Consider the following 22,437-nt stretch of genomic DNA (forward strand, 5'->3'; position numbering starts at 1 on the left):
GCCTCCGCGTCACCGGATCAGGCTACCGGGAGCGCCGCCGCCGGATTTTGCTCCGATCCTCCGGGAAGAGGGTTTCCCGGAGGATCGCGGTACCGGCCGTTCATGTCGTCCTTCTGCCCGAGGGCGCGCCCTCGGGTTCACGCCGGAAGGCGAGATTTCCGTCCTGGACCGGAGCACGGCGCAGCAGCCGCACGTCGTCGTGGTAGTCCTTCGACATCAGCCACGGGGACTCCTGCCCCTGCCGGGGCAGGTCCTGGATCGAGCGTTGGATGTAGCCGGCCCCGAAGTCCAGGAACGGTCGCGTCAACCCCGCGTCGGCGGGCAGCACCGGAGCGCACACGGCCCAGGAGTTGGCCTCCATGTACTTCAGGAGCCGGACGAGGTACTCGCACAACAGGCCGACCTTCAACGCCCACGACGCGTTGGTGTATCCGATCGCGAACGCGAAGTTGGGCACCCCGTCGAGCATCATCCCCCGGTAGACCACGTGTTCGGCGAAGTCCACCGGCTCGCCGTCCAGGTCGAGCCGGATGCCGCCGAGGGGAAGCACGTTCAGTCCGGTGGCGGTCACGATGATGTCGGCCTCCAACGCGCGTCCCGATTCGAGTTCGATCCCCGTCTCGGTGAAGGTTCGGACGCGGTCGGTCACGATCGACGCACGACCGGAGCGGATCGCGGCGAAGTAGTCCCCGTCCGGTGCCAGGCACAGCCGCTGGTCCCACGGGTCGTAGGGCGGGTTGAAGTGCACGTCAACCGGGTAACCGTTCGGCAGCTGTTTCGCGGTGGCCCGCCGGATGAACCTGCGGGCCACCGTGGGGAAGCGTTGGCAGAACTTCCAGACCCAGCGCTGCACCAAGATGTTCTTGCGGCGGGCCAGCGCGTGTCCGCGGCCGTCACCCAGGAGCTTCCTGGCCGCGATCGCGAAGAGGTCCCGCGCCGACTGCGCCAGCACATAGGACGGGGTGCGCTGCAACTGGGTGACGTGTCCGGCCGTGGCCGCCATCGCGGGAACGACCGTGACCGCGGTCGCGCCGCTGCCGATCACCACCACGCGTTTGCCCGCGTGGTCGAGGTCCTGCGGCCAGTGTTGGGGGTGGACGACCGGCCCGCGGAACCGCTCACGGCCCTCGAAGGCGGGAGCGTACCCCTGGTCGTACCGGTAGTAGCCGGTCGCCGAGAAGATCCACGAGCAGGTGAGCGTCTCCGCCTCGTCGCCATGGGTGCCCTGGACCCGCAAGGTCCACAACGCGGTCCGGGACGACCAGGACGCGGCGACGACGCGCCTGCCGTACTCGATGTGCTCGGCCGTCCCTTCCTCTTCGACGGTCTCTCGCAGGTAGGACATGATGCGGTCCGCCTTCGCGATGGACACGTCCTCCCGCCACGGCCGGAACCCGTATCCGAAGGTGAACAGGTCCGAATCCGACCGGACACCGGGGTAGCGGAACAGGTCCCACGTTCCGCCGGGGGAGTCCCTCGCCTCCAGGATCGTGTACGACTTTCCCGGCAGTCCCCCGGCCACGTAATGCGCCGCACCGATGCCCGAGATGCCGGCACCGATGATCACCACGTCCCGATGACGGGGGACCGTCTGCGTTGGCTCCGCGCTCATTCGCCTCCCCACACCACGTCGTCCGATCTGCCCCTATCGTCGCGCACGACCACGACCCCCGCCAACGGCTTCGACCGAAACGCCTCGGACGGTGCGGCCTGTACGGCGGCCGAGGGGAGGTCGCGTTCACGCGGAGGGGCGACTCACTGGTTCACGGCGCAGCGGCACCCGAACACTGCACGTGGTTCAGGAGAACGTGTCGGGTCCGACCTCGTCGGGGTCGGGTCCACCACGCACCCCGGTGTCGAGCGCGTCGATGGCGGCGACCTCGTCGGGTGGCAGCACGAAGTCGAAGACGTCGAAGTTCTCCGCGATACGGTGCGCCTTGACCGACTTCGGGATCGGCGACAGACCGTGCTGGATGTGCCACCGGAGCACGATCTGCGCCGGTGTCTTGCCGTGCCCGTCGGCGATGTTGACGATGGTCCGATGCCGCAGAGGGTTCTTCGCCGCGTGCGGATCGGCTGCGGAGTAGACGTTCACCCCGCCGATAGGCGACCACGACTGGGTGATGACGTCGTGCCTGGTGTCGAAGTCGCGCACCTCCTGCTGGGTGAAGAACGGATGCAGCTCGACCTGGTTGACGGCCGGGACCACGCTGGTGCGTTCCACGAGGTTCGCCAGGTGCCCGGGTCCGTGGTTGCACACACCGATGGCCCGTACCCGGCCGTCGGCCAGGAGCTTTTCCGCGGCCCGGTAGGAATCGACCGTGGCGTCCAGCACGGCCGGGGCGGGCCAGTGCAGCAGGTACAGGTCGAGGTAGTCCAGGCCGAGCTTGGCAAGGCTGATGTCGAAGGCGTTCAGCGCGGAGTCGTAGCCGTAATCGGTCAACCACAGCTTGGTCGTCACGAAGATGTCGTCGCGGGCGACACCGGAACGGCGGATCCCTTCACCGACCTCCTTCTCGTTGCCGTAGGCGGCTGCGGTGTCGATCAGCCGGTATCCGTCCTTGAGCGCGGTCTCGACCGCCGGCACGGTCTCCTCGGGCGTGCTCTGGTAGACACCGAGCCCCAGAGCCGGCATTTCGACTCCGTTGTTCAGCGTCAGGAACGGGCTCTGTTCGGTCATGGGTGCTCCTCGAAGTTGTGTGGTGGAGGCGGGGCCGCAAGACCTGCCTCGCCACTGTTTGCGCGGGCCCTGCTACCCAACCGCGCGTTCTGACGCACACGGGAGCCGTAGTCTGCGCCTTCCGGGGCCCGTCCGGTCCCGCTGGCCCGCTCGGCCCGGACCATTGCGCCGATCATGACGCCCACCGCACGAAGACCTCGCGCGGTCCTCCCACAGCGAGCCCTTCGACGCGACCGACGGGACCGTGCCGGCTCAGGGACGAATCGCACCGACGCCGGATCGGGTTGACCGGGATCGGGTGGTGCGCGGCACCGTGTCCCCTTCCGTCTTTCGGTCCGTCGCGCCAGGTGCCTGCCCGGAGCGCTGTGCCGGTCAGGGATCAGGGAATCGGAAGGGCAGACTCACCGACTGTGCGCATGGCGGGGTCGAACTCCAGTACCCGATCGGCGCGCCGGGCCACCGAGCGGTCATGGGTGACGAGCAGGACGGCCAGGCCACGGGTTGCCCGCAAGTGGTCGAGGAGGTCGAGGACCGTTCCTGCGGTCGCGGCGTCCAGAGCAGAGGTCGCCTCGTCGGCGAGGAGTACGTCGGGCTCGGCTGCGAGGGCGCGGGCGAGGGCGACCCGCTGGCGTTGTCCGCCGGAGAGCTCCCCCGGGCGACGGGCGGCAAGGCGGGGGGCCAATCCCACTGCGTCGAGCAGTTCGGGCACCCGGCCACGGGCGGTGCTCCGGTCCAGGCCGCCCAGAATCCGCAAAGGGCGGGTAAGAGCCGTGGCAACGGTGTGAGCGGGGTTGAGCGCGGTTGCCGGGTCCTGGCCGACGAACTGGACGGCACGCAGGTGGGAACGGGTGCGCTCGGCCAGGCCGCAAGGAAGTTCCTGGCCCTTCAGCCGCAGTTCCCCCTGCTCTGGGCGGTGCAGTCCGGCCAAGGCGGTGAGCAGGGTGGATTTTCCCGCCCCGGAAGGCCCCAGGACCACGACGCACTCTCCCGCGTGTACGGCCAGGTCGGCCTCGGTCAGCAGAGGGCGACCGCCCGGAGGCTGGGCCAGGGTGAGTCGGCGGGCCGTGAGAACGGGAACGCCGCCGGAGCGGACCCGCGCCCCGGGGCGGGGACGGACGGCAGGCACCTCCCCCACGTGGACCACCCGGTCGGCGAGCCCGGTGACGAAGTCGGTGTCGTGCGAGATGACCAGGGTGGACATGCGGGGATCACCGCGCCGCCGTCGCAGGGCCACGCGTACGAGTTCCAGGGTGGCGGGGTCGAGGCCACCGGTCGGCTCGTCCAGGACCAAGAGCGGCGGCTCCCCGACCAGTGCGCGGGCCAAGGCCACGCGCTGTGCCTGGCCTCCCGACAGTTCGTGGGGGCGGCGCGACCACACTGCTTCAGGGGCCAGACCGACCTCGGCCAATGCCCGGGCGACCGATTTCGCACGGTCGGCACGACGGCTCCCGGGGAGCCCTTCCCCCACGAGTCCGGCCACGCTGCGCAGCGGGTGAAGCGCACCCGCCGGGTCCTGGGCGAGTATCCCCACGTGCGAACGGCGCCATACCCGTGCGGCGCGACCGCGCCCGATCGGTACACCGTTCCACCTCACCGTGCCGGAGGACCGGTGCAGACCGGGGCCGAGCGCGTCCAGTGCGGCGAGCACGGTGCTGGTCTTGCCGCTGCCGGACTCCCCCATCAGCGCCACGACCTCCCCGGCGGCGATCGTGACGTCGGCGTTCTCGACGACGGGACGACCGGAGGCGTCGTGCACACCGATTCCGGTCAGGACGAGTCCGGTGGTCGGGGGCATCTCTGGTGGCTCCTCGGTGGTGGCGGTGGGGACGGGAGGGACGTGGTCCGTCAACGTTCCCTGTGCGCCGTGCTCTGGGCGAACAGGGCCAGGGTCGTGGTCATGAGGCCCAGCGCGACGGCCGGGGCCGCCACGGCAGCCGGGTTGAGTGCGACCCCGGTCATGTTCTCGCGCAGCATCAATGCCCAGTCGGGGGCGGGCGGGGCCGCGCCGAAGCCGAGCAACCCCAGGGCCGCGGCGATCTGCAAGGCGATGACCAGGCGCAGTCCGAGATCGGCACCCACCAGTCCGGACATGGCGGGCAGTACCTCGCGCACCAGGACGGCGACGGAGCGCTCCCCGCGGGTGCGAGCAGCAATCACGTAGCCGGTGTGGCGGATCTGGGTAACGGCGTCGCGCACCACTCGCAGGGTGAGTGGCGCTCCCCCGCACACGGTGGCGACGATGACGGCCGCGCTCCCGGGCAGACGGGTCGCGGCGACCAGCGCGAGCAGCAGCGAGGGAACGGCGAGGAACACGTCGGCGACACCGGTGAGGATCCGGTCTGTTCGGCGGCCGGCCCATCCCGCGGCCAGACCGCCGGCCACCCCCACGACCGATGCGGCGAGGGCGGCGGGGATCGCGGTGAGGACGAGGGAGCGGCCGCCGGCAACGACCCTGGACCATACGTCGCGGCCCAGCGCGTCGGCGCCGAGCGGGTGGGCCGTGGTGGGGGCGGCCCAGGCAGCGGTGACGGGGCTGGTGGGGGAATACGGTGCCGCCCACTCACCGAGCAGGGTGAACCCGATCAGCACGACGGCGAGAACGGTACCCAGCACGCGGGTCACGGCTGGACTCCTAGGTAACGGGGTGCACGCCGTTTCGGACGGGGCGCACGACGGGGGTCGGCGAGTACGGCGATGACATCGGCGAGCAGCAGACCGCCCAGGACGACGGCTGCGGCCGCCATCGCCACGGCCTGGACCACCGGGGTGTCACGGGCCGAGACCGACGTGACCAGCAAGGAGCCGAGTCCGGGGTAGCCGAACAGGGTCTCCACCACCGTGGCGGCGGCGATGAGGCCGCCCGCGCTGATGGCGACGACCCGGGCCAGGGGGGTGAGCAGGAAGGGCACGACGTCGCGGGCGAAGAAGAGCACAGTGGGGGTGCCGCGCAATCGGGAATCGACCGCGTGCGGGCGGCGCACGGTGTCGGCGACGGCCCCGGCGAGCAGACCCGCCCCGAAGACCACCGTGGGCAGGGCCACCGACAGCACCGGAAGGATCAGGAGGTGGGGGCTTTCCAACGGGGAGCCCCCGGGGGGCAGCAGCGATACCGGAGGCAACCAGCCCAGAGCCCCTGCGAACAGGGCGCTCAGGACCGCGGCCAGAACCACCTGGGGAACGGCGGCCAGGCCGGTGACGACCGCGGTGCGGGTACCACGGGTCCGTGAGCCGGCACCGGCCCAGCATCCGATGACCAGAATCAGCGGGCCGGCGAATGCCAGGGCGAGGACCACCAGGGCGGTTGAGGCGGGCAGCCGTTGGGAGATCGCGTCGGCGACCGGGCGGTCGTTGACGAGCGAGGTTCCGAGCCGGCCGGTGGCCAAGGAACCGAGCCACGCGGTGTAGCGCTGCCAGGCCGGCCGGTCCTGACCGGTCTCGGCTCGCAGCGCGGCCACTTGCTCCACGGTGGCTCCGTTGCTGGCGCGGGCGCCTGCGGCATCACCGGGCAGCAGTTCGGTGGCGACGAACACCATGGCCGAGACGGCCAGCAGCAGGAGCAGGGCGCGCGCGATGGCTGTCAGGAAGGCGCGCAGCGCGGTCATCAGGTCGTCCTTGTCGCTCGGAGCGGGCGGGAGGCGCCCGCGTGCGGGGAGGGAAAGAATGCGGGCCGCCGGGGCAGAGCGGCCCGCACCAGGCCGGGGATCAGCCTCCGACGGTGGCGTTCTCGATGAAGATGCGGTTGAAGCCGGGGCCGGTCGGCATGCCCCGGACGCCTTCAGCGATCAGGTCGAGGCCGTCGCCGAGCCCCCACACCACGTAGCCGCCCTCATCGGCGACCGTGTTCTGGAGCGCACCCAGAAGTTCGCCGCGTCGTGCGTCGTCCGCGGTGGCCAGGGCCTCCTGGAAGTCGGCGTCGAAGTCGGCGTCGGTCCAGCCCGTCTCGTTGATGGGCCCCTCGGAGAGCAGCGCCATGCGGGCGAAGTCCACGAACCCGCTGCCGCCGAGGCTGTTGAGATAGAACGGTTCGACGTTCCAGACCTCGGTCCAGTAGGTGTCGGGCGGGTGGACCTCGACGGTGACGTCGATGCCGGCCTCGCCCAGTTGTTCGGCGGCGAGGGTGGCGGCCTCCTCCATCCCGGGATAGGAGTTGGTGGTGGTCAGGGTCAGTTCGACGCCGTCCGCGCGGCCGGACTCCTCCAGCAGGCGTTCGGCCTCGGCGAGGTCGCGGCGGACGGGGGCCGCGTCGGGCGACGTCGGCTCGTTGGGTGAAAGGACGTCGGTGCCGGGCTCCCCGAAACCGAGGAATACGGTCTGCACCAGTTGGTCGCGGTCCAGCGCCAGTTTCACCGCACGGCGCACGTCGGGGTCGTCGAAGGGCTCGGTCCGGGTGTCCATGACCAGGGGATAGTTGACGGCTCCGGGACGGCGCAGCACCGTGAAGCCGTCCTGTTCCTCGTACCGGCTCGCTGTGGCGGGGCTGATGCTCCCGGCGACGTCGGCCTGCCCGGAGGCGACCGCTTCCGCCCGGGTCTGGGCGTCGGGCATGGCCAGGATCTCCAGGCGTTCGACACCCGGAGTGCTCCCCCACCACGCGTCGTTCCGGGTGAGGACGGCAGTGGTGTCGTCACCCTCGCCCGTGTCGGTGAAGGGACCCGATCCGGGGACGGGGTCGCCGGTGAAGTCGTCGCTGCCCTCGGGGACGACGAAGGTGAGGGAGGCGACCGCCGAGGCGAACTCCGCATAGGGACCCTTGGTGACCAGGTCGAGGGTGTGCTCTCCGGTGGTCGCGGAGGCATCGAGGTCGAACATGGAGAGCCGGCCGTTGTTCTCCGCGCCCTTGCCCTGGATGCGACGCAGCGAGAACAGGACGTCCTCGGCGGTGACGGGGGTTCCGTCACTGAACACAGCGTCGTCGCGCAGGGTCACCGCCCAGGTCGTGAGGTCCTCGGAGTCCCAGGACACGGCCAGCCTCGGCTGGATCCCGCCGTTCTCGTCGGGGTAGGTCAGCACGTCGTAGAGCATTGCGAAGCGGGTGTAGTCGGACTCGTTGCCGACGCGGCCGTGGGGATCCGTGGCGGTGGCCGCCGGGGCTCCGACCGCGGCGTAGCGCAAGGCGGGGACGTCAGCCGAGCTGTCGGCAGTGCTCGCGCAGCCCGCCCCCAGCAGTAGGAGGGCCGAGGCGGCTGCGGCGACATGTCGGCGAGGTGTGTTCATCGGTGGCGTGTTCTCTTCTCGGGGTCTACTCGGTGATGGGACGTGCGCGAGGGAGGTCGCCGTGCAGGGCGATCGCTCCCGATGGGCACAGGTCGGCCGCCAGGCGCGCCTGGGACAGCGCCTCAACGGGAGGGTTGGGGATCAGGAGAACGGCGAGCCCGTCGTCGTCCTGGTCGAACAGGGTTGGCGCAGTGCGCGCGCACTGGCCGGCGCCCGTGCACCTCGCACGGTCGGCACGGAGTCGGGGCGCGTTCACCAGGAGACCCGGACCTGTTCGAGGCCGAAGATGGCGGAGGTGTCCTTGAGCGGAAGTTCCTCGAAGGGTTCCGTGAGGGCGAGGGCGGGTGCTCCGTCCGTGAGAACCCGCAGTGCGATCTCCAGTTCGAGGCGACCGAGGTTCTGGCCGATGCACTGGTGCGCTCCGTAACCGAAGGCGACGTGGTGGCGCTCGGGGCGGTCGATGTCGAAGACGTGGGGGTCGGCGAAGGCGGCCGGGTCGTGGTTGGCCGCGCCCAACAGTGGGATGAAGGCATCGCCCGCGGGGATGGTGGCCCCCTCCAGCTCGATGTCGGCGGTGGCCACGCGCAGGGTGATGGTGTCGGCCACCGAAAGGTAGCGCAGGAGCTCGTCGACCGCCGCGGGCCAGCGGCCGGGGTCGTCGCGCAGCTTCGCCAGCTGATCGGGGTGGCGCAGGAGGGCGACCGCGGCCAGGGGGATCATGTTGCGCGAGGTCTCGTGTCCGGCGTTGAGGGTGATGCCGATCTGGGAGAGCAACGAGGATCGGGTGATCTCCCCCCGCTCCAGCGGTCCGAGGGCCAGCCGGCTGATCAGGTCGTCGCAGGGGTTGGCCTTCTTGTCGTTGACAAGCCGGTTGATCAGCGCGAACAGGTCGTTCAGGGCCGCACCTACCTGTTCGGCGGTACTGGAGCGCGCACCGGTGACGGTGGTGATGGAACGGAAGAACTCAAGGTCCTCGGTGGGCACACCGAGCAGGTGGCAGATCACGGTGGTGGAGACGCGGTTGGCATACTCGGTCACCAGGTTGACCGGCGGCGTCAGGGAGAGCATGCGGGCCAGCTGCTCGTGACAGGTCTGCTCGATGACGGGGCCCAGTGCACGGGTGCGTTTGAGGGTGAACTCGCCGATGAGCATGCGGCGGACAAGGGTGTGGTCGGGGGGGTCCATGCGGATGAAGGGTCGTAGTTCGGCGGCGACCTGCTGCTCCCCGTGGCCCAATGCCGGGAAGTCGGGGTTACGGGCGTCGGAGCTGGCGGCCGGGTCGGCCAGGGCGGCGCGCACGTCGGTGTGCCGGGTCAGCAGCCACGCCCGCTTGCCGCTGGGGATGGTGACGCGGGTGAGTGGACCGGCTGCGCGCATGGCGTCGTAGGAGTCGGGCGGGGTGAAGGGGCAGTTCCGGGGGATGGGGAAGTCGGCGGGGGTGGACATGGGTTCTCTCCGGGGTGGTGCAGGCGGACGGGAAGCGGGGCTCGTGGTCGCGTGCGACGTGTTTTCTAGGACGGTCGGGCGGTGAGGCGCCAGCCCTGGGCGCGCTCCCGACTGCGCAGGAAGTCGGCGTAGCGGCCGTCGCGGGCAAGGAGTTCGTCGTGGGTGCCGCGTTCGGCGATGCCTTGACCGTCGAGGAAGAGGATCTGGTCGGCGTTGCGCACGGTGCCCAGGCGGTGGGCGATGACCAGGAGGGTGCGATCGCGGGCGAGTTCCCCGATGGCTGTGGCCACGATGGCCTCGTTCTCGGGGTCGAGTGCCGCGGTCGCCTCGTCCAGGACGATGATCGGGGCATCCTTGAGCAGGGCGCGGGCGATGGAGACGCGCTGCTTCTGGCCGCCGGACAGCGCGACGCCGCCTTCGCCGACACGGGTGGCCGCGCCTTTGGGAAGTTCGGCCAGGACCGGGTCCAGTCCGGCACGGGTGGCCGCCCGGGCGACCTCTGCATCGGTCGCGCCGGGCCGGCCCACGCGGATGTTGTCGGTGATGGAACCGTCGAAGAGATAGACGTCCTGGAAGACCATGGCCACGCGCTCGGAGACGCCGTCGCTGCCGATGGCGCGCGCGTCGGCGCCCCCCAGGGTGATGCGTCCGCTCGTGGGATCGTAGAAGCGGGCGAGCAGGCGCACCACGGTGGTCTTGCCCGACCCGGAGGGGCCCACCAGTGCCGTCATGGACCGTTCCGCGACGGTGAAGGAGACGTCGCTGAGGACGTCGGGGCCGTCCCCGTAGGCGAAGGAGACGTCGTGGAAAACGATGTCGGAACCCGCCGGGGCTGCCGGGACCGCGGGCTCGGGCAGTGGCCGGACGGCCAGGAGCGCGTTGATGCGGTCCGGTCCGCTCCTGGCCATCCGCAGTGCCGCTCCGAGCTCCGCTGCCGCGGCGAGGGGCTGGATGCAGCGCGCGACGAGCACCAGCAGGCCGACGAGCAGGGCCGCGTCGAGGTCCCCGCCGAGGGCGAAGTAGACGGCCGTGACAAGGAGCAGGGCGAAGACCAGGCGGACCAGGAACCCGAATCCGACGATGGCGGGCACCGCTCGGGTGAGCAGGCGGCGCGCGGCTGCGTGCTGGGCGACCAGCGCGGTGTCGAGGGCGGAGCGTTCGGTCCCGACCCGGCCGAACGCGCGCAGGACCGGTTGGGCGCGGGCGTACTCCAGGACCCGACCGGCAGCCTCGTCCCCGGCCGCGTTGACGGCCGCGTCGTTGCGTTCCACTGCGGCGTTGCTGTGGCGAAAGGCGAGCCATAGCAAAGGGGCGCACACCGCCGCCGCAGCGGCGAGGCGCCAGTCGTAGAAGGCCAGCACGCCGACGGCGACCAACGGGGTGACCACGGCGTCGGCGAGGGGCGGCACGATGTGCACCGGTACCTGCATGGTCTGGCTGACGGCACTGGTGGCGGTGCGGTTGAGCTCGCCCAGGCGTGCTCCGGTGAACCAGCCCAGGGGCAGACGCACCACGTGACCGCCGATGCGCCGGTGCAGGGCACGGGAGATGGAGCCGCCCAGGCTGAAGTTGGCGTAGAGGCCGAGGGCACGCAGCACGGCATAGACCGTGGTGGTGCCGGCCAGGGCCCCCACCCATGGCAGGACGGCGGCCGGGTCGGGACCGAGCAGGACCGCGACGACCGGCACGAGCAGCGCGAACACGGCCCCCTGCAAGGCCGAGACCACGACGACGAGGGCCAGCCGGGCGCGGATCGGGCCGACGTGGTCGGGGCCCAGGGCCCGCAGGAACGAGGTCATCACCGAGAGGTCTCCTTGTCGTGGCCTGCGTCGGGTGTGCTCTGGGCCGCCCAGAGCCGGGCGTAGCGTCCCGATTCGGCCAGCAGCCGCTCGTGGGTGCCCTGTTGGGCGACGCGGCCGTGGTCGAGGACGACGATGTGGTCGGCGTTGGTGACGGTGGCCAAGCGGTGGGCGATGACCAGGAGGGTGCGCCCCCGGGTCAGCGCGGAGAGCGCGTCCTGGATGGCCGCCTCCGACTCGGGGTCGGCGAAGGCGGTGGCCTCGTCCAGGACGAGCACGGGCGGGTCGGCGAGCAGCGCGCGGGCGATGGAGACGCGTTGGGCTTCCCCGCCCGAGAGGTGGGCGTCCTCGCCGACGACCGAGTCGTAGCCGCGGGGGAGGGCGGCGAGGCGCTCGTGGATGCTGGCGGCGCGTGCGGCTGCCTCGATCTCCCGGAAGGCCGCGTCGGGACGGCTCAGGGCGATGTTGTCGCGAATGGAGGTGCGCACCAGTTGGACGTCCTGGAACACGAAGCCGATGCTGCGGTAGAGCTCACCGGTGGGGATGTCGCGCAGGTCGGCGCCGCCCACTGTGATGGAGCCCGCGGTGACGTCGTGAAAACGCGCCAGTAGCGCGGCCAGGGTGGACTTGCCCGCCCCTGAGGGGCCTACCAGCGCGGTCACCGTCCCCGGCTCCAAGACCAGGTCCACCCCGGCCACCGCCTCGGTGTTCTCGGTGTCCTCCTCGGTAGCGGGATAGGAGAAGTGCACCCCGGCCAGGACGACTCGACTGTCCACCGGCAGGCGCCCGGTGCCCTCGGGCAGGGCGGGAAGCGCCATCAGGTCGGTGACGCGGCGTGCGGCGGCGCCGGCTGCCTGGAGTTGCTGTACACGTGAACCGATGACGTTCATGGGTGCGCACAGGGCGGGGGCGAGCAGTGCGAAGGCCACGACGTCGAGCGGCGCACTCCAGCCCTGGAGGGCGAAGAGCGTCCCGGAGACGGTGACGACCACGGTGACCACCGGGGCCGACAGCACGAGGAAGGAGCCTACCGAGGGGGCCATGGTGGAGCGCGACCACGAGGCGAAGAAGTCGGCGAAGGCGTCGGTGGCGCGGGTGAAGCGCGCGTGTGCGCGATGCTGGCCGCCGAAGTGCTTGACGACCCCGATGCCGTCGACGAACTCCACGACGCCGGCGTTGACGTCGTTCATCGCGGCGGCGTAGTCGGCCATCTTGGCCATGGACCCGGCCATCGCACGGGCGAACAGCAGGACCCCGGTGGCGACGACCGCAACGCTGACCAGGGCCAGACGCCAGTTGACGACGAACAGGTAGACGAGGGCGACCAGTGGAACGGTGACGGCCGAGGCGAGGTCCAACAGGGTGTGGGCGACCAAGGAGTGCACTTCGGAGACGTCGTCGTGCAGCGCCTTCTTGACCCGGCCCGAGCCCTGTGCGGTGAACCAGCCCAGGGGTGCGCTGCCCAGGCGTTGGGCAAGGGACCGGCGCACCGACAGCTGCATGTCGTTGTCGGCGTGATGGCTGACCAGGGTGGCCGCAGCGGCGAAGGCCAGGGCGGCCACCGCACCGACAACGGCGGCGGCGACCAGTGCCCAGGCGTGGCCGGGGCCGGGGGGTTCGGCGTCCGCCAGGAAGAGGCGGCCGATCTCCACGACGGCGACCAGGGGGACCAGGCCGAGCGCGGAGGAGGCGACCTGGCAGGCCACGGCAGCACGCATGCGCCCCTTGATCGGGGCGAGCAGTGTTGCCAGCGGCCGGGCGGGGGCTGCTGCGCTCATCCGGGGTGTCCTCCGTTTCTGGGGGTACGGCCTCGGGGGGAGGCGGTGGCGGGGGGCGGCTCGGCGGGACGGCCCGGGAAGGGAACGAGCACGGGGAGGGATGCATACTCAAAACGAAAATGATTTTCATTTTTAATACTACTCCCCCGGCCCTCCCGGGAGGAACGAATCGGGCGCCTCACTTGACCAGCACCCCGATCTCGGGGGTGACCTCTCTGCCCAGATGGGTGATCTGGCGACTGGTCAGCCCCGATTCGACCGCCAACTGGTCCACGCCGAAGGTCTCCCAGTCGTAGGAGTCCTCCACGGTGCGCACCCTGCGGCCCTCGCGGAAGACCCGCCACTCCGTGTTCCAGCGCATGACGGTGGGCCCGGCGGGCTCACCCGCGATCCACCACTCGTAGGTCTGCGCACCCACCGTTTCGCGCACCATCCGGGTCGCCGGAATCGTGCGCGGGGTGTCCACACCCATCAGCTCCACCACGATCGGCGCGCCCACGGGCAACCGCTGGGAGAGCCGGCGCCACAGGTGGATGCGCTCGGGCCGGGTGAGGTGCCCGGCCACCCCGAAGATCACGGCCGCGGAGATGGAGTCGGGCAGCTCCAACTCCTGGGCGGGTTCCGGCACCACCGTCACCCTCCGGCGCAGCCCCGGGTCTCCGTAGACACGGCTGGTGAGGATGGCGCGCATGTTGGGCGAGGGCTCGGCGCTGATGATGTCGGCACCGGGCAGCACCTCGGCGATGGTCGCAGTGACCAGTCCGGTGCCCGCCCCGATGTCCACGACAGGGCCGTGGGAAGTGTCCAAGCCGGCCAGGGCGGCGCGCAGCGCCGGGCCGCTGCTGGCCATGTGGCGGTGCCCGACCAGGTCGAAGAACTCGGCGGCCGGAGAGTAGTAGTCGATCACAGAATGCCTTCTTTGCCAGGCCGCGGTGCGGCTGGGGGAGGGGGTGTCACGGGGTGCTGGGCCAGGGCGGGGAGTCGTGCGCCAGCGCGGGGTCCAGTCGGCGCACGAGTGCGTTGACCACTTGCCTGCGCCCGGGCACGAGGTAGAAGTGGTCCCCGGGGAACACCTCGACGTCCAGGCGGCCGGTGGTGGTCCGCGCCCACCCCCGGGCCTGTTCCATGCCCACCTCGGGGTCGGCGTCGCCCAGGAAGACACTCACGGGGCAGCCCAACGGCGGTCCCTCCGCGGGAACGTAGCGTTCGATCAGCCGGTAGTCGGCCCGGACATAGCCCAGGATCATCTCCCGCATCCCGGGGTCCTCGAAGATGGCGCGCTCGGTACCGCCCAAACGGGTGAGCTCGTCCACCAGGGACTCGTCGTCGCCTTCGTGCACGCGTCCTCCCAGGCGGGCGGCGGGGGCCCGGCGCCCCGAGGCGAACAACCGGACCGGTTCGACGAAGCCGCGCCTGCGCAGTTCCCGTCCCAGTTCGAAGGCCACGGCGGTCCCCATGGAGTGACCGAACAGCGCATAGGGGCGGTCGATCAGTGGGGTGACCGCGTCGGCGATCCCGGCCACCAGGGTCGCCATGTCGTCCACGGGCGGCTCGTCCAGGCGGTCCTCCCGCCCGGGGTACTGGACGCACACGAGGTCGATCCCCGCGGGCAGCAGCGGCGTCCACCCGCGGTAGGAGCCTGCGCCGCCGCCGGCATGGGGCAGGCACAGCAGACGCAGGCGGGCGTGGGGGCGGGGCCGGTAGCGGCGCAGCCAGGAGTCGGTCGGGTTCGCGGTCATGATCGTCCAGTGGTGGTGTGGAGGTCGGCAAGCCGTACGGTCGGCGGGGCGAGCGAGCGCACGAGATCGGGAGGCCCCAACCGGCCGGTGAGGTCCTGCCACATCCGGCTGGCCGCGAGATCGTACTCGCCGACACGCAGCGCGTCGGCGCCGCCCGCGACGTCGCGGGCGAACCCCGCCAGCGCGCGGCCCAGGGCATCGGGCCACAACCGGGTGAAGACCTCGCGGAGCGTCCCGGCCCCGGTCCCCTCCAGGACGGCCGTACTCGCCACGTCCAGGTATCCGGTGTCGGGCCCGTCATGGCGCAGGCGGTGATGGGAATCGCGGGGGGCGTGCAGGCGCGGGCTCCAGACCACGGGGCCGTGGGTGTCGGCCAGGGTGAGTACGCCGGCGTCGGTGGCCAGGGCCAACCGGTGCCACAGAAGCGCGCCGTTGTCGGCGTCGAGGGGGTCCATCTGGTTCTGCACCCGAAGAGTGGCCGGGACGCCGCCGACGACGCCTTGGACCACCCGGTAGGGCTGGGGGGTGGCCGCCAGGGCTGCCAGCTCGGCATCGAACTCGACCGGCTCCGTGAAGGCCCACGGCCGCAGTCCCCCGAGGGCCGCCCCCAGGACGTCCACCAGTGGGTGGAGCACCTGTAGGGCCACGGTGGCCTCCACCGCGCGCACAGTCGTCCGGGTGCGCAGCGCCGCGGCAGCTTCGATGAAGCGGCGTACCGGGCGGACGTGACGGTAGAAGGGGTTGAGCCGGTAGCGGGCTCCGCCGCCGCGCGCCGCGCGCATGGCGCCCGCGAGTTCCCCGTACCCCACGGGATGCTCCTGGAGCACGTGGACGCCTCGTTCCAGGAGGGTGCGCGCGAGCATGCCGCCCGGGCCCCCTGAGACCTCTGCCCCCACCACTACGCATGCCGCGTCAACGTCGCCGGGCAGGCCGGCGGGGTCGGTGTACAGGGGCACGCCCAGGTGCCGGGCGTACCTGCGGGAGAACCCCCCGCCCCGGGCGAGGATCCCGACGAGGTCGAACCCCGGTGCGGCGGTGACCGCGTCGGCGTAGAAGCGGCCGAACCCCGTTCCGCACACGACGGTGCGCAGTGGCGGGCTCACAGCACTCCCTCCTCGACGTCGTCGGATTGCGGGACGCCCTCCTGGAACCGCACCGGCTCCATCGCCCCCGCGTCGGTGAGCCGCGCGACGGTACCGGCGGGGTCCAGGACACGGGCCGCGTAGTGCACCCCCGGCTCGATCCCCCCGCCCACCAGGGCGTGGGCTGCCAGGGCCCCGACGTATCCCGTGGTCCGGTAGCTGTCGGTCAGACGGACCGCCAGGGAACGCACCCGCTCACGGCCCGCCACGCGATCGGTGAGGACGTAGGCCAGCAGGTAGTAGGGGACCCGACCGGCCAGGTCGAGGTCGGCTGCCGCGCGCAGCCGGGCGGTGAATCGGTCGAACTCCTCGGCACGGTGGAGGGGGCGTCCCGCGGCCTCGGTCAGGACGGCGCGGGCGGCCGCTCCGGGATGGACCGTGTACCAGTCGAGGCCGTCGAACCCGAGGTCAACGGCCAACCGCTCGGCCTCACCGGTCAGGAACGGTTGGAGATGGGCCGACGCGGGAAAGAAGGGGGCCCGGACACCTTCCTGGGCGCGCAACGCGCGCGGGACACGCCGTCCCCTGCGCCAAGCGGCCAGGGACTCGCCGAAGGAGAAACCGGTCGCGGACCCCGGCAATGACAGAGCCATGTCGGCGGCAGCGGTGGGCGTACACTCCTCCAACCCACCGGTGTAGGCGCTCAGGTGCGCGTCGGCGCCGTCCGGGGTGAACAGTCGCGGCAGCAGTGCCGAGAGACCGGGCAGAACACCGGCCGACAGCACGGCGGTACGTCCCCGTTCCGCGAGGGCCAACGGGGCCAGGCGGTCGTGGCAGGGGTCGTCCCCGGTGACGTCCGCGTAGTCGGCGCCGGCGGCAATGGCGGCGAGGGCCACCCGGTCCACCACCGCGTAGGAGGGGCCCGCACAGTTGAGGACGACGCGCGCGCCCGCGCAGAACGCCGACAGCGCCGCGTCATCGGCCAGGTCCACGACGACAGCCTCGGTTCCGGGCCCCAGCTCTGCGGTCAGGGCCCGCAGCGGAGCGGGACCGCGCGCGCCCAGGCGCAGGGGGCCGGGCCAGAGCCCGTGCAGGGCTCTGGCCGCGGCGGTGCCGACGGCGCCGGTGGCGCCCAGGACCGCGATGGGCGCGGTCATGCGATCACGTCGCCGTCGGTGATCTCGGCGAGCAGCTTGACGATGCCCGGGGCGTAGGGCACCGACAGGCAGCTGAAGTGGTCGCCGGGGATCTCGGTGACCGTCAGGGTTCCCAGGACCAGGCGTTCCCAGTAGTCGGTGACGCTCTCCTTGTTGCCGGGGAAGGGGTAGGCGCCGCTGTGGCGCAGGAACGTGACGTCGCCGGCGTAGGGCTCCGGCTCGTAGCGCGAGATCGCGAAGACGCTCTGCCGGAAGATGCGGAAGAGGTTCATCAGCGCCTCGGGCTCGTACGTCCCGGCCGAGGCGGGAACGGCCGCGGTCATCCGCTGCACCCTGACATCGCGCGGAAGCGCGGCCAGTTCCCTGAAGCACTCCGCGACGTCGGCGTATTCACCCCGCAGGCGGCCGATCGCACCGTCGGGAAGCAGGCCCGGCGTCTGCTCCAACAGGACGTCGGAGGCGGCGGAGACCCTGTTCTCGTCGGCGGGGAACCCCACACGCGCCGGGTCGATGCCCATCATGACCGCGAAGGCGTACTCCGAGATCAGCTCGTCGTCGAGGCGGAAGGGCGGTCGGTGCGTGCTGATGGCGGTGAGCGAGGCGACTTCGGCACCGGCCTCCCCAAGGGTGCGGGCCACCTCCGTGGCGATCAGGCCGCCCAGGCAGTACCCCACCACGTGGAAGCGGCTGCCGCCGGTGTCCAACAGCGCGCGGGCGTAGTCGGCGGCCCACTTCTTGATGATGACGGAGGGGTCTGCGTCCAGGAACTCGCCGGTGCGGGGCAGCTCCAGCCCGGCCAGGGTCGAGGAACCGCCCGACCGTCGAACGGATCTCGGTGATGAGGGAGCGGTAGGGCACCAGGGTTCCGGTCCCGGCGTGCACGATGGCGGTGACGGGGCCGCCGGAGCCGTTGAGACGCACGTAGGGAGTGGCCGTGGCGCGCTCCTGGGCGGCGTCGGTCCTACCGTCGAGTCCGCGCAGATAGGCGGCGAGGCCCGCGACGGTGGGGGTGCGCAGCATATGGCGCAGTACGACCTCCCACTCGATGTCCCCGGCGGCTTCGACGTGTTCGCCGAGACGGCCCACCATTCGGGCCACGAGCAGCGAGTCGCCGCCGAGGGCGAAGAAGTCGTCGTCGCGGCCGACGTGTTCGCGCTCCAGGAGCTCCTGCCAGAGGCCGACCAGTCCGCGTTCGAGGTCGTCGGCGGGCTCGGCGGAGACGGTGGCCACTCGTGCGCCCTCCGCCTCGCGCGGCAGCAGGCGTTCCAGTGCCGCGCGGTCAACCTTGCCGTTGGCCGTCAACGGGAGCGCGTCCAGCAGCTGCCATTGGCCGGGCACCATGTAATCGGGCAGTCGAGCCGCAACGTGCCTGTTCAGCTCACCGGTGCTGACGGGGACCCGGTCGGTGGCGAGGCGGGTCAGGAACAGGCTCTGCCCGGCCCCGACCAGCCGATCGTCCTCGGCGGGCAGTACCAGGGGCTCCTCGGCCCCCGCCCCGGCCAGCAGGGTCCGCCACTGGTCGCGTGTGGCGAAGGTCTGGTCGGCGTCCGCACGCAGGTCCCGATGCCCCCCGGCCAGGCCCTCCAGGAACTCCATGGACACCATGAGCGGGTACTGCCCCTCCTTGGTGGTCTCGATGAACAGCAGGTGCCCGCCGGGGACGAGCAGTTCTCGTGCGGCCTCCAGCGCGGCTGCGGCGTCAACGGCGTTGTGCAGGACGTTGGCGGCGACGACGACGTCCACGGTGCTGGGCAGGTGGCCCTGGTCGCGTACCGGCAGGTTGACGTCGAAGAGGCCGTACCGCACCCAGGGAAAGTCGGCGAACTGCTCCCTGGCCTCGGTCAGGAAGAACGGCGAGACGTCGGTGAACAGGTAGTCCACCCCGTACTCGGCCAGGGCCGGCACCAGGGCGGCGGTGGTGCCCCCGACGCCCGCGCCCAGTTCCATGACGCGCAGGCGCTCCTCCCCCACGTGCTGTCCGGCGATGCGCGCCAGCGCGGCCGCCGCTGCGGCGTTGAGGTGGCGGATCGCGAGATTGTCCCGGTAGGCGGCTCCGGCGGTCTCCAGGTCGGCGCCCGGGAAGAGCAGGCTGCGCACGTCCAGGCTCCCGCTGACGAGCTCGGGAAGCCGGTCGGCGCAGGTGCGCATGTACTCCAGTAGTTCGGTGCCGTAGTTCACGCGTCGCTCGGCCTCCGTCGCCCGCTGCCACGCGGCCTCCTGCTGCTCGGCGGTGACTGCGCGCAGGCCACGGAAGGCCCCCTCGTCGTCACAGGCCAACCGGCCCTCGCGCACCAGGGCCACCAGCCAGCGCCTCAGCAGGCGGTGGTGCGTACGCTGGGCGTTCAGGGCACCCGCCACTTCCTCGAATGAGTGGGCCGTGTCGGGGGCACCGAACAGGCCGGCCGTGGTGAGGGTCCTGGTGACGGCACCCAGCGCGACCTCGTCCAAGGCCGTCAGGAACACATCGAGGTCGTCGCGGTCCAGGTCCGCGGTCGCCGCGCGGTGGGCCGCGGTGACGGCCTCGGCGAGGCCGTCGGGGGCGGGGGGCGGGGTGGTGGAGCGGGCGGGTTCGGCGAAGGCCGCGAGCCTGCGGGCGTCGCGGGGGCCGACCGCGACGACGGCGGCGGTCGCCACCCCGGGGTGGTTCTGCACCGCCGATTCGATCTCGGCGAGCTCGATCCGGTAACCGCGGATCTTGACCTGGGAGTCCTCCCTTCCCAGGAACTCGATGTCGCCGCCGGGCCGATAGCGCCCCAGGTCGCCGGTGCGGTACAGGCGCTCACCGGTGGCGGGCCGGGTGATGAAACGCTCGGCGGTGCGCTCGGGGTCGCCCAGGTACCCCTGGGCGAGGCCCGCACCGCCGATGTAGAGCTCGCCCGCGACCCAGTCGGGACGGTCGCGCAGGGCCGGGTCCAGGACGTGGAAGGTCTGGCCTGCGAGGGGGCGCCCGTAGGGGATGCTGGGCCAGTCGGGGTCAACCGCACCGATGCGGTGGTGGATGGACCAGATGGCGGCCTCGGTGGCTCCACCAAGGCTGACCAGTTCCAGGCCGGGGACGGCCGAGCGGAGGGTGTCGGGCAGGGTGACCGGGATCCAGTCGCCCGATACCAGTGCCAGGCGCAGGGCCGACAGGTCCTCGTCGGTACCGGAGGCCAGGTAGTCGCCGAGCATCTGCAACTGAGCGGGGACCGAGTTCCACAGGGTGACGCGGTGCCGGGTCGCGAGTTCGGCCCAGTGCGAGGGGTCACCGCGCCGTTCGGCGTCGGGAAGCACGATCGCGCCGCCTGCGGCCAGCGGCCCGAACAGGTCGTAGACGCTCAGGTCGAAGCCGAGATTGGCCAGGGCCAGGACGCGGTCGTCGGGACCGACGCCGAAGCGTTCGTTGACGTCGGCGACGGTGTTGAGGGCCGCGGCGTGGGCCACCATGACGCCCTTGGGCGTCCCGGTGGAACCGGAGGTGTAGATGACGTAGGCCAGGTCGTCGGGGGCGGCCTGGCTCTTCGGCGGGGCGAGCGGGCCGGGGGCGGGGTCGATCTCGTTGACGCACACGGGGATGTGACGCTCGGTGTCCACCGCCTCGACCAACCAGGACTGGGTGAGGACGTGGGTGACGGCGGCGTCGGCGAGGATGACGTCGCGGCGGGCGGTCGGCTGGTTGACGTCAACCGGAACGTAGGCGCACCCGGCGAGGAGTACGGCGTGGGCCGCCACGACCTGTTCAGGACCTTTGTCCATGAGGATGGCCACCCGCGACCCCGGAGCGCAACCGGTCGAGGACAGCCTGGCCGCGGTGGCGATTGCGGCGGCCAGGAGTTCCCCGTGCGTGAGCACCTCGCCGGCTGTGATGACCGCGGGTTCCCCGGGTGTCGCCAGCGCGGCCGCCACCACCCCCTCGTGCAGGAGCGCCGGCGGGCAGGGGGCCCCGGTGGCGTTGGCGTCGGCGCGGGAGTCGGCCTGGTGGCCGGGCAGGCGCAGGGGTGCGTCCTCGGTCCATGCGCCGTCGTCCTCGGCGAGGCGGGCCAGCAGATCGGTGTAGGCGCCGAAAGCGTCCGCGGCCAGCCCTTCGGGCAGGACTCCGTCGCGCACGTCCCAGTTGACGGCCAGGCCGGTTGCGATTTCCTTGACCTGGCAGTCGATCCACACCTGCGGGGTCTGGCTGATGCCGTGGACCTCCCGGGCCGCCCAGGAGTCGGCTTCCGGCGCGCTTCGGGCCCCCAGGGTGCTGGTGAAGACCACCGGCATGAGCGCACCAGGGGTGCCCCGGCGACGGGTGTGCTCGGCCAGGACCTCTCCCCCGGTGAACAGGCCGTGGTCGAGGTCGTCGAGCAGACGCGCGTGCAGCAGGGCGGCGCGTTCGGCGAAGGGCAGCGCACCGTGGTCCTCGACCGCCAGCAGGGTGACGGCGGTGAAGTCGCCCACGAGCCGATGGACGTCGGGGTGCAGATCCAGGCGCTGGTTGACGGGCAGGGCGAGGGTGAAACGGGGGCGGCGGCTCCACCGGGCGATGGTGTCGGCATAGGCCGCCAAGGCCACGGCGGAAGGGGTCAGGCCGTGCCGCTCCGCGCGCTCGCGCAGGCCCGCCCACTGGTCCGTGCGCAGGACCGCGGCATGCCGGGTGAAGGCGGGCTCGGCGGTGGTGCCGTCAACGGTGGGCAGTTCGGGGGCGGCGGGCAGGTCGGCGAGGCGCTCGGACCAGTAGGCGCGGTCCCGCTGGTAGAGGGGGCCGTCCTTGAGCGCGCGCCGTGCCAGGACGTAGTCGCGGAAGGAAAGCGCGAGGGGGGCCGGGGCGTATGCGGGATCGGCGTAGAACGCGGCGAGCTCGGCCAGCAGGAGCTGGACGCTGGCGTAGTCGGCGGCGATCAGGTTCACCGAGAGGTGCAGGACGCTGCGCCGGCGCGAGCGGGTCAGGTGCAGACGCACCAAGGGGCGCTCCTCCCCGGCGGGACGGCCGTCGCTCAACCGGGCGCGTGCCTGCCGCACCGACGCGTCGGGGTCACCGGTCTCGGTCACCGTGAAGGACTCCCCCACCGGATGGTCGAGGACCTGCTGGAAGCCGTCCTCGGACACCGTGACGCGCAGCATGTCGTGCCGGTCCACCAGTGCGGCCCAGGCAGTGGACAGCCGGGCGGGGTCGAGGTCGGCGACGTCCAGTTCCAGGTAGGCGTGACAGTCCAGACCGCCGTGGTCGTAGGCGTTGCCTCGGCCGATCAGGTAGGCGGCCTGCACCTCGGTGAGGGGGAAGGGCTCGTGGCGGGCCTCGGGGGCGGGGGTCAGCGCGGGGGCGGTGGCCTCCAGGTGGGCGATGACCTCGGCGCGGTGGTCGCGCACGGCCGCACGGTGGGCGTCGGTGAGTGCGCCCTTGGGCGCGCGGAAGCGGAGTTCCCCGTCCTGGGTCCACAGGTGGACGCCGGCGCGATCGAGTTCGGTGAGCAGGGTACGGATGTCCATCATGGGTGCGGCGCGCGGTGGTACGACGCGCCGGTCCTCCTTGGCATGTGTCGCGGTTGGGGCCCGCACCGCTTTTTTTCTTGGGTCTGGTGCG

At 71.7% G+C, this 22,437-nt stretch carries 15 protein-coding genes and 2 pseudogenes; all 17 read right to left on the bottom strand.

The genetic code is table 11. From position 1 onward, the window contains the following. Positions 1-100: 100 nt before the first annotated feature. Positions 101-1,612, bottom strand: coding sequence for a flavin-containing monooxygenase (locus AC0VYP_RS14245; RefSeq protein WP_475470116.1), 1,512 nt, complete (start codon positions 1,610-1,612; stop codon positions 101-103). A gap of 186 nt (positions 1,613-1,798) precedes the next feature. Then, on the bottom strand, positions 1,799-2,680 hold the full coding sequence (locus tag AC0VYP_RS14250) for an aldo/keto reductase (protein WP_475470117.1): 882 nt from the start codon (positions 2,678-2,680) through the stop codon (positions 1,799-1,801). Positions 2,681-3,059: 379 nt separating this feature from the next. After that, positions 3,060-4,475, bottom strand: coding sequence for an ABC transporter ATP-binding protein (locus tag AC0VYP_RS14255; RefSeq protein ID WP_475470118.1), 1,416 nt, complete (start codon positions 4,473-4,475; stop codon positions 3,060-3,062). 50 nt (positions 4,476-4,525) lie between these two features. Continuing rightward, positions 4,526-5,302, bottom strand: a complete 777-nt coding sequence (locus AC0VYP_RS14260; RefSeq protein WP_475470120.1) for an ABC transporter permease — start codon at positions 5,300-5,302, stop codon at positions 4,526-4,528. Beyond that, the gene (locus AC0VYP_RS14265) at positions 5,299-6,282 is read right to left on the bottom strand and encodes an ABC transporter permease (RefSeq protein WP_285761732.1); all 984 of its coding nucleotides are present in this window, start codon (positions 6,280-6,282) and stop codon (positions 5,299-5,301) included. Before AC0VYP_RS14265 ends, AC0VYP_RS14260 begins: the two co-directional genes overlap by 4 nt. A 100-nt stretch (positions 6,283-6,382) precedes the next feature. After that, positions 6,383-7,894 (bottom strand): ABC transporter substrate-binding protein, encoded by a 1,512-nt coding sequence (locus AC0VYP_RS14270; RefSeq protein WP_475470122.1) that lies wholly within the window; start codon positions 7,892-7,894, stop codon positions 6,383-6,385. A 25-nt stretch (positions 7,895-7,919) separates the two neighbouring features. Continuing rightward, complete coding sequence (locus AC0VYP_RS14275; protein ID WP_285761734.1) at positions 7,920-8,150, bottom strand: ferredoxin; 231 nt, start codon at positions 8,148-8,150, stop codon at positions 7,920-7,922. After that, entirely contained in the window at positions 8,147-9,340 is a 1,194-nt protein-coding gene (locus AC0VYP_RS14280; protein WP_475470124.1) for a cytochrome P450, read from the bottom strand. The genes AC0VYP_RS14275 and AC0VYP_RS14280 overlap by 4 nt, the downstream gene beginning before the upstream one ends. Positions 9,341-9,405: 65 nt before the next feature. Beyond that, the gene (locus tag AC0VYP_RS14285) at positions 9,406-11,139 is read right to left on the bottom strand and encodes an ABC transporter ATP-binding protein (RefSeq protein WP_475470126.1); all 1,734 of its coding nucleotides are present in this window, start codon (positions 11,137-11,139) and stop codon (positions 9,406-9,408) included. Further along, positions 11,139-12,917 carry an ABC transporter ATP-binding protein gene (locus tag AC0VYP_RS14290; protein WP_475470128.1) on the bottom strand — a complete coding sequence of 593 codons (1,779 nt, stop codon included), beginning with the start codon at positions 12,915-12,917 and terminating at the stop codon, positions 11,139-11,141. The genes AC0VYP_RS14285 and AC0VYP_RS14290 overlap by 1 nt, the downstream gene beginning before the upstream one ends. A gap of 178 nt (positions 12,918-13,095) precedes the next feature. Continuing rightward, the gene (locus tag AC0VYP_RS14295) at positions 13,096-13,824 is read right to left on the bottom strand and encodes a class I SAM-dependent methyltransferase (RefSeq protein WP_285761738.1); all 729 of its coding nucleotides are present in this window, start codon (positions 13,822-13,824) and stop codon (positions 13,096-13,098) included. Between the two features lie 46 nt (positions 13,825-13,870). Beyond that, positions 13,871-14,656 carry a thioesterase II family protein gene (locus AC0VYP_RS14300; protein ID WP_475470129.1) on the bottom strand — a complete coding sequence of 262 codons (786 nt, stop codon included), beginning with the start codon at positions 14,654-14,656 and terminating at the stop codon, positions 13,871-13,873. Continuing rightward, positions 14,653-15,759, bottom strand: coding sequence for a Gfo/Idh/MocA family oxidoreductase (locus tag AC0VYP_RS14305; RefSeq protein WP_475470131.1), 1,107 nt, complete (start codon positions 15,757-15,759; stop codon positions 14,653-14,655). The genes AC0VYP_RS14300 and AC0VYP_RS14305 overlap by 4 nt, the downstream gene beginning before the upstream one ends. Beyond that, entirely contained in the window at positions 15,756-16,895 is a 1,140-nt protein-coding gene (locus tag AC0VYP_RS14310; RefSeq protein ID WP_475470133.1) for a saccharopine dehydrogenase NADP-binding domain-containing protein, read from the bottom strand. The genes AC0VYP_RS14305 and AC0VYP_RS14310 overlap by 4 nt, the downstream gene beginning before the upstream one ends. Beyond that, positions 16,892-17,392 (bottom strand): thioesterase domain-containing protein, encoded by a 501-nt coding sequence (locus tag AC0VYP_RS14315; RefSeq protein ID WP_475474369.1) that lies wholly within the window; start codon positions 17,390-17,392, stop codon positions 16,892-16,894. Before AC0VYP_RS14315 ends, AC0VYP_RS14310 begins: the two co-directional genes overlap by 4 nt. Positions 17,393-17,524: 132 nt before the next feature. Further along, positions 17,525-17,599, bottom strand: a pseudogene (locus AC0VYP_RS14320) (hypothetical protein); the annotation flags it as partial. Positions 17,600-17,933: 334 nt separating this feature from the next. Then, positions 17,934-22,346 (bottom strand): annotated as a pseudogene (locus AC0VYP_RS14325) (non-ribosomal peptide synthetase); the annotation flags it as partial. Positions 22,347-22,437 lie beyond the last annotated feature (91 nt).

The sequence above is a fragment of the Nocardiopsis sp. iso_186 genome, assembly GCF_056173365.1.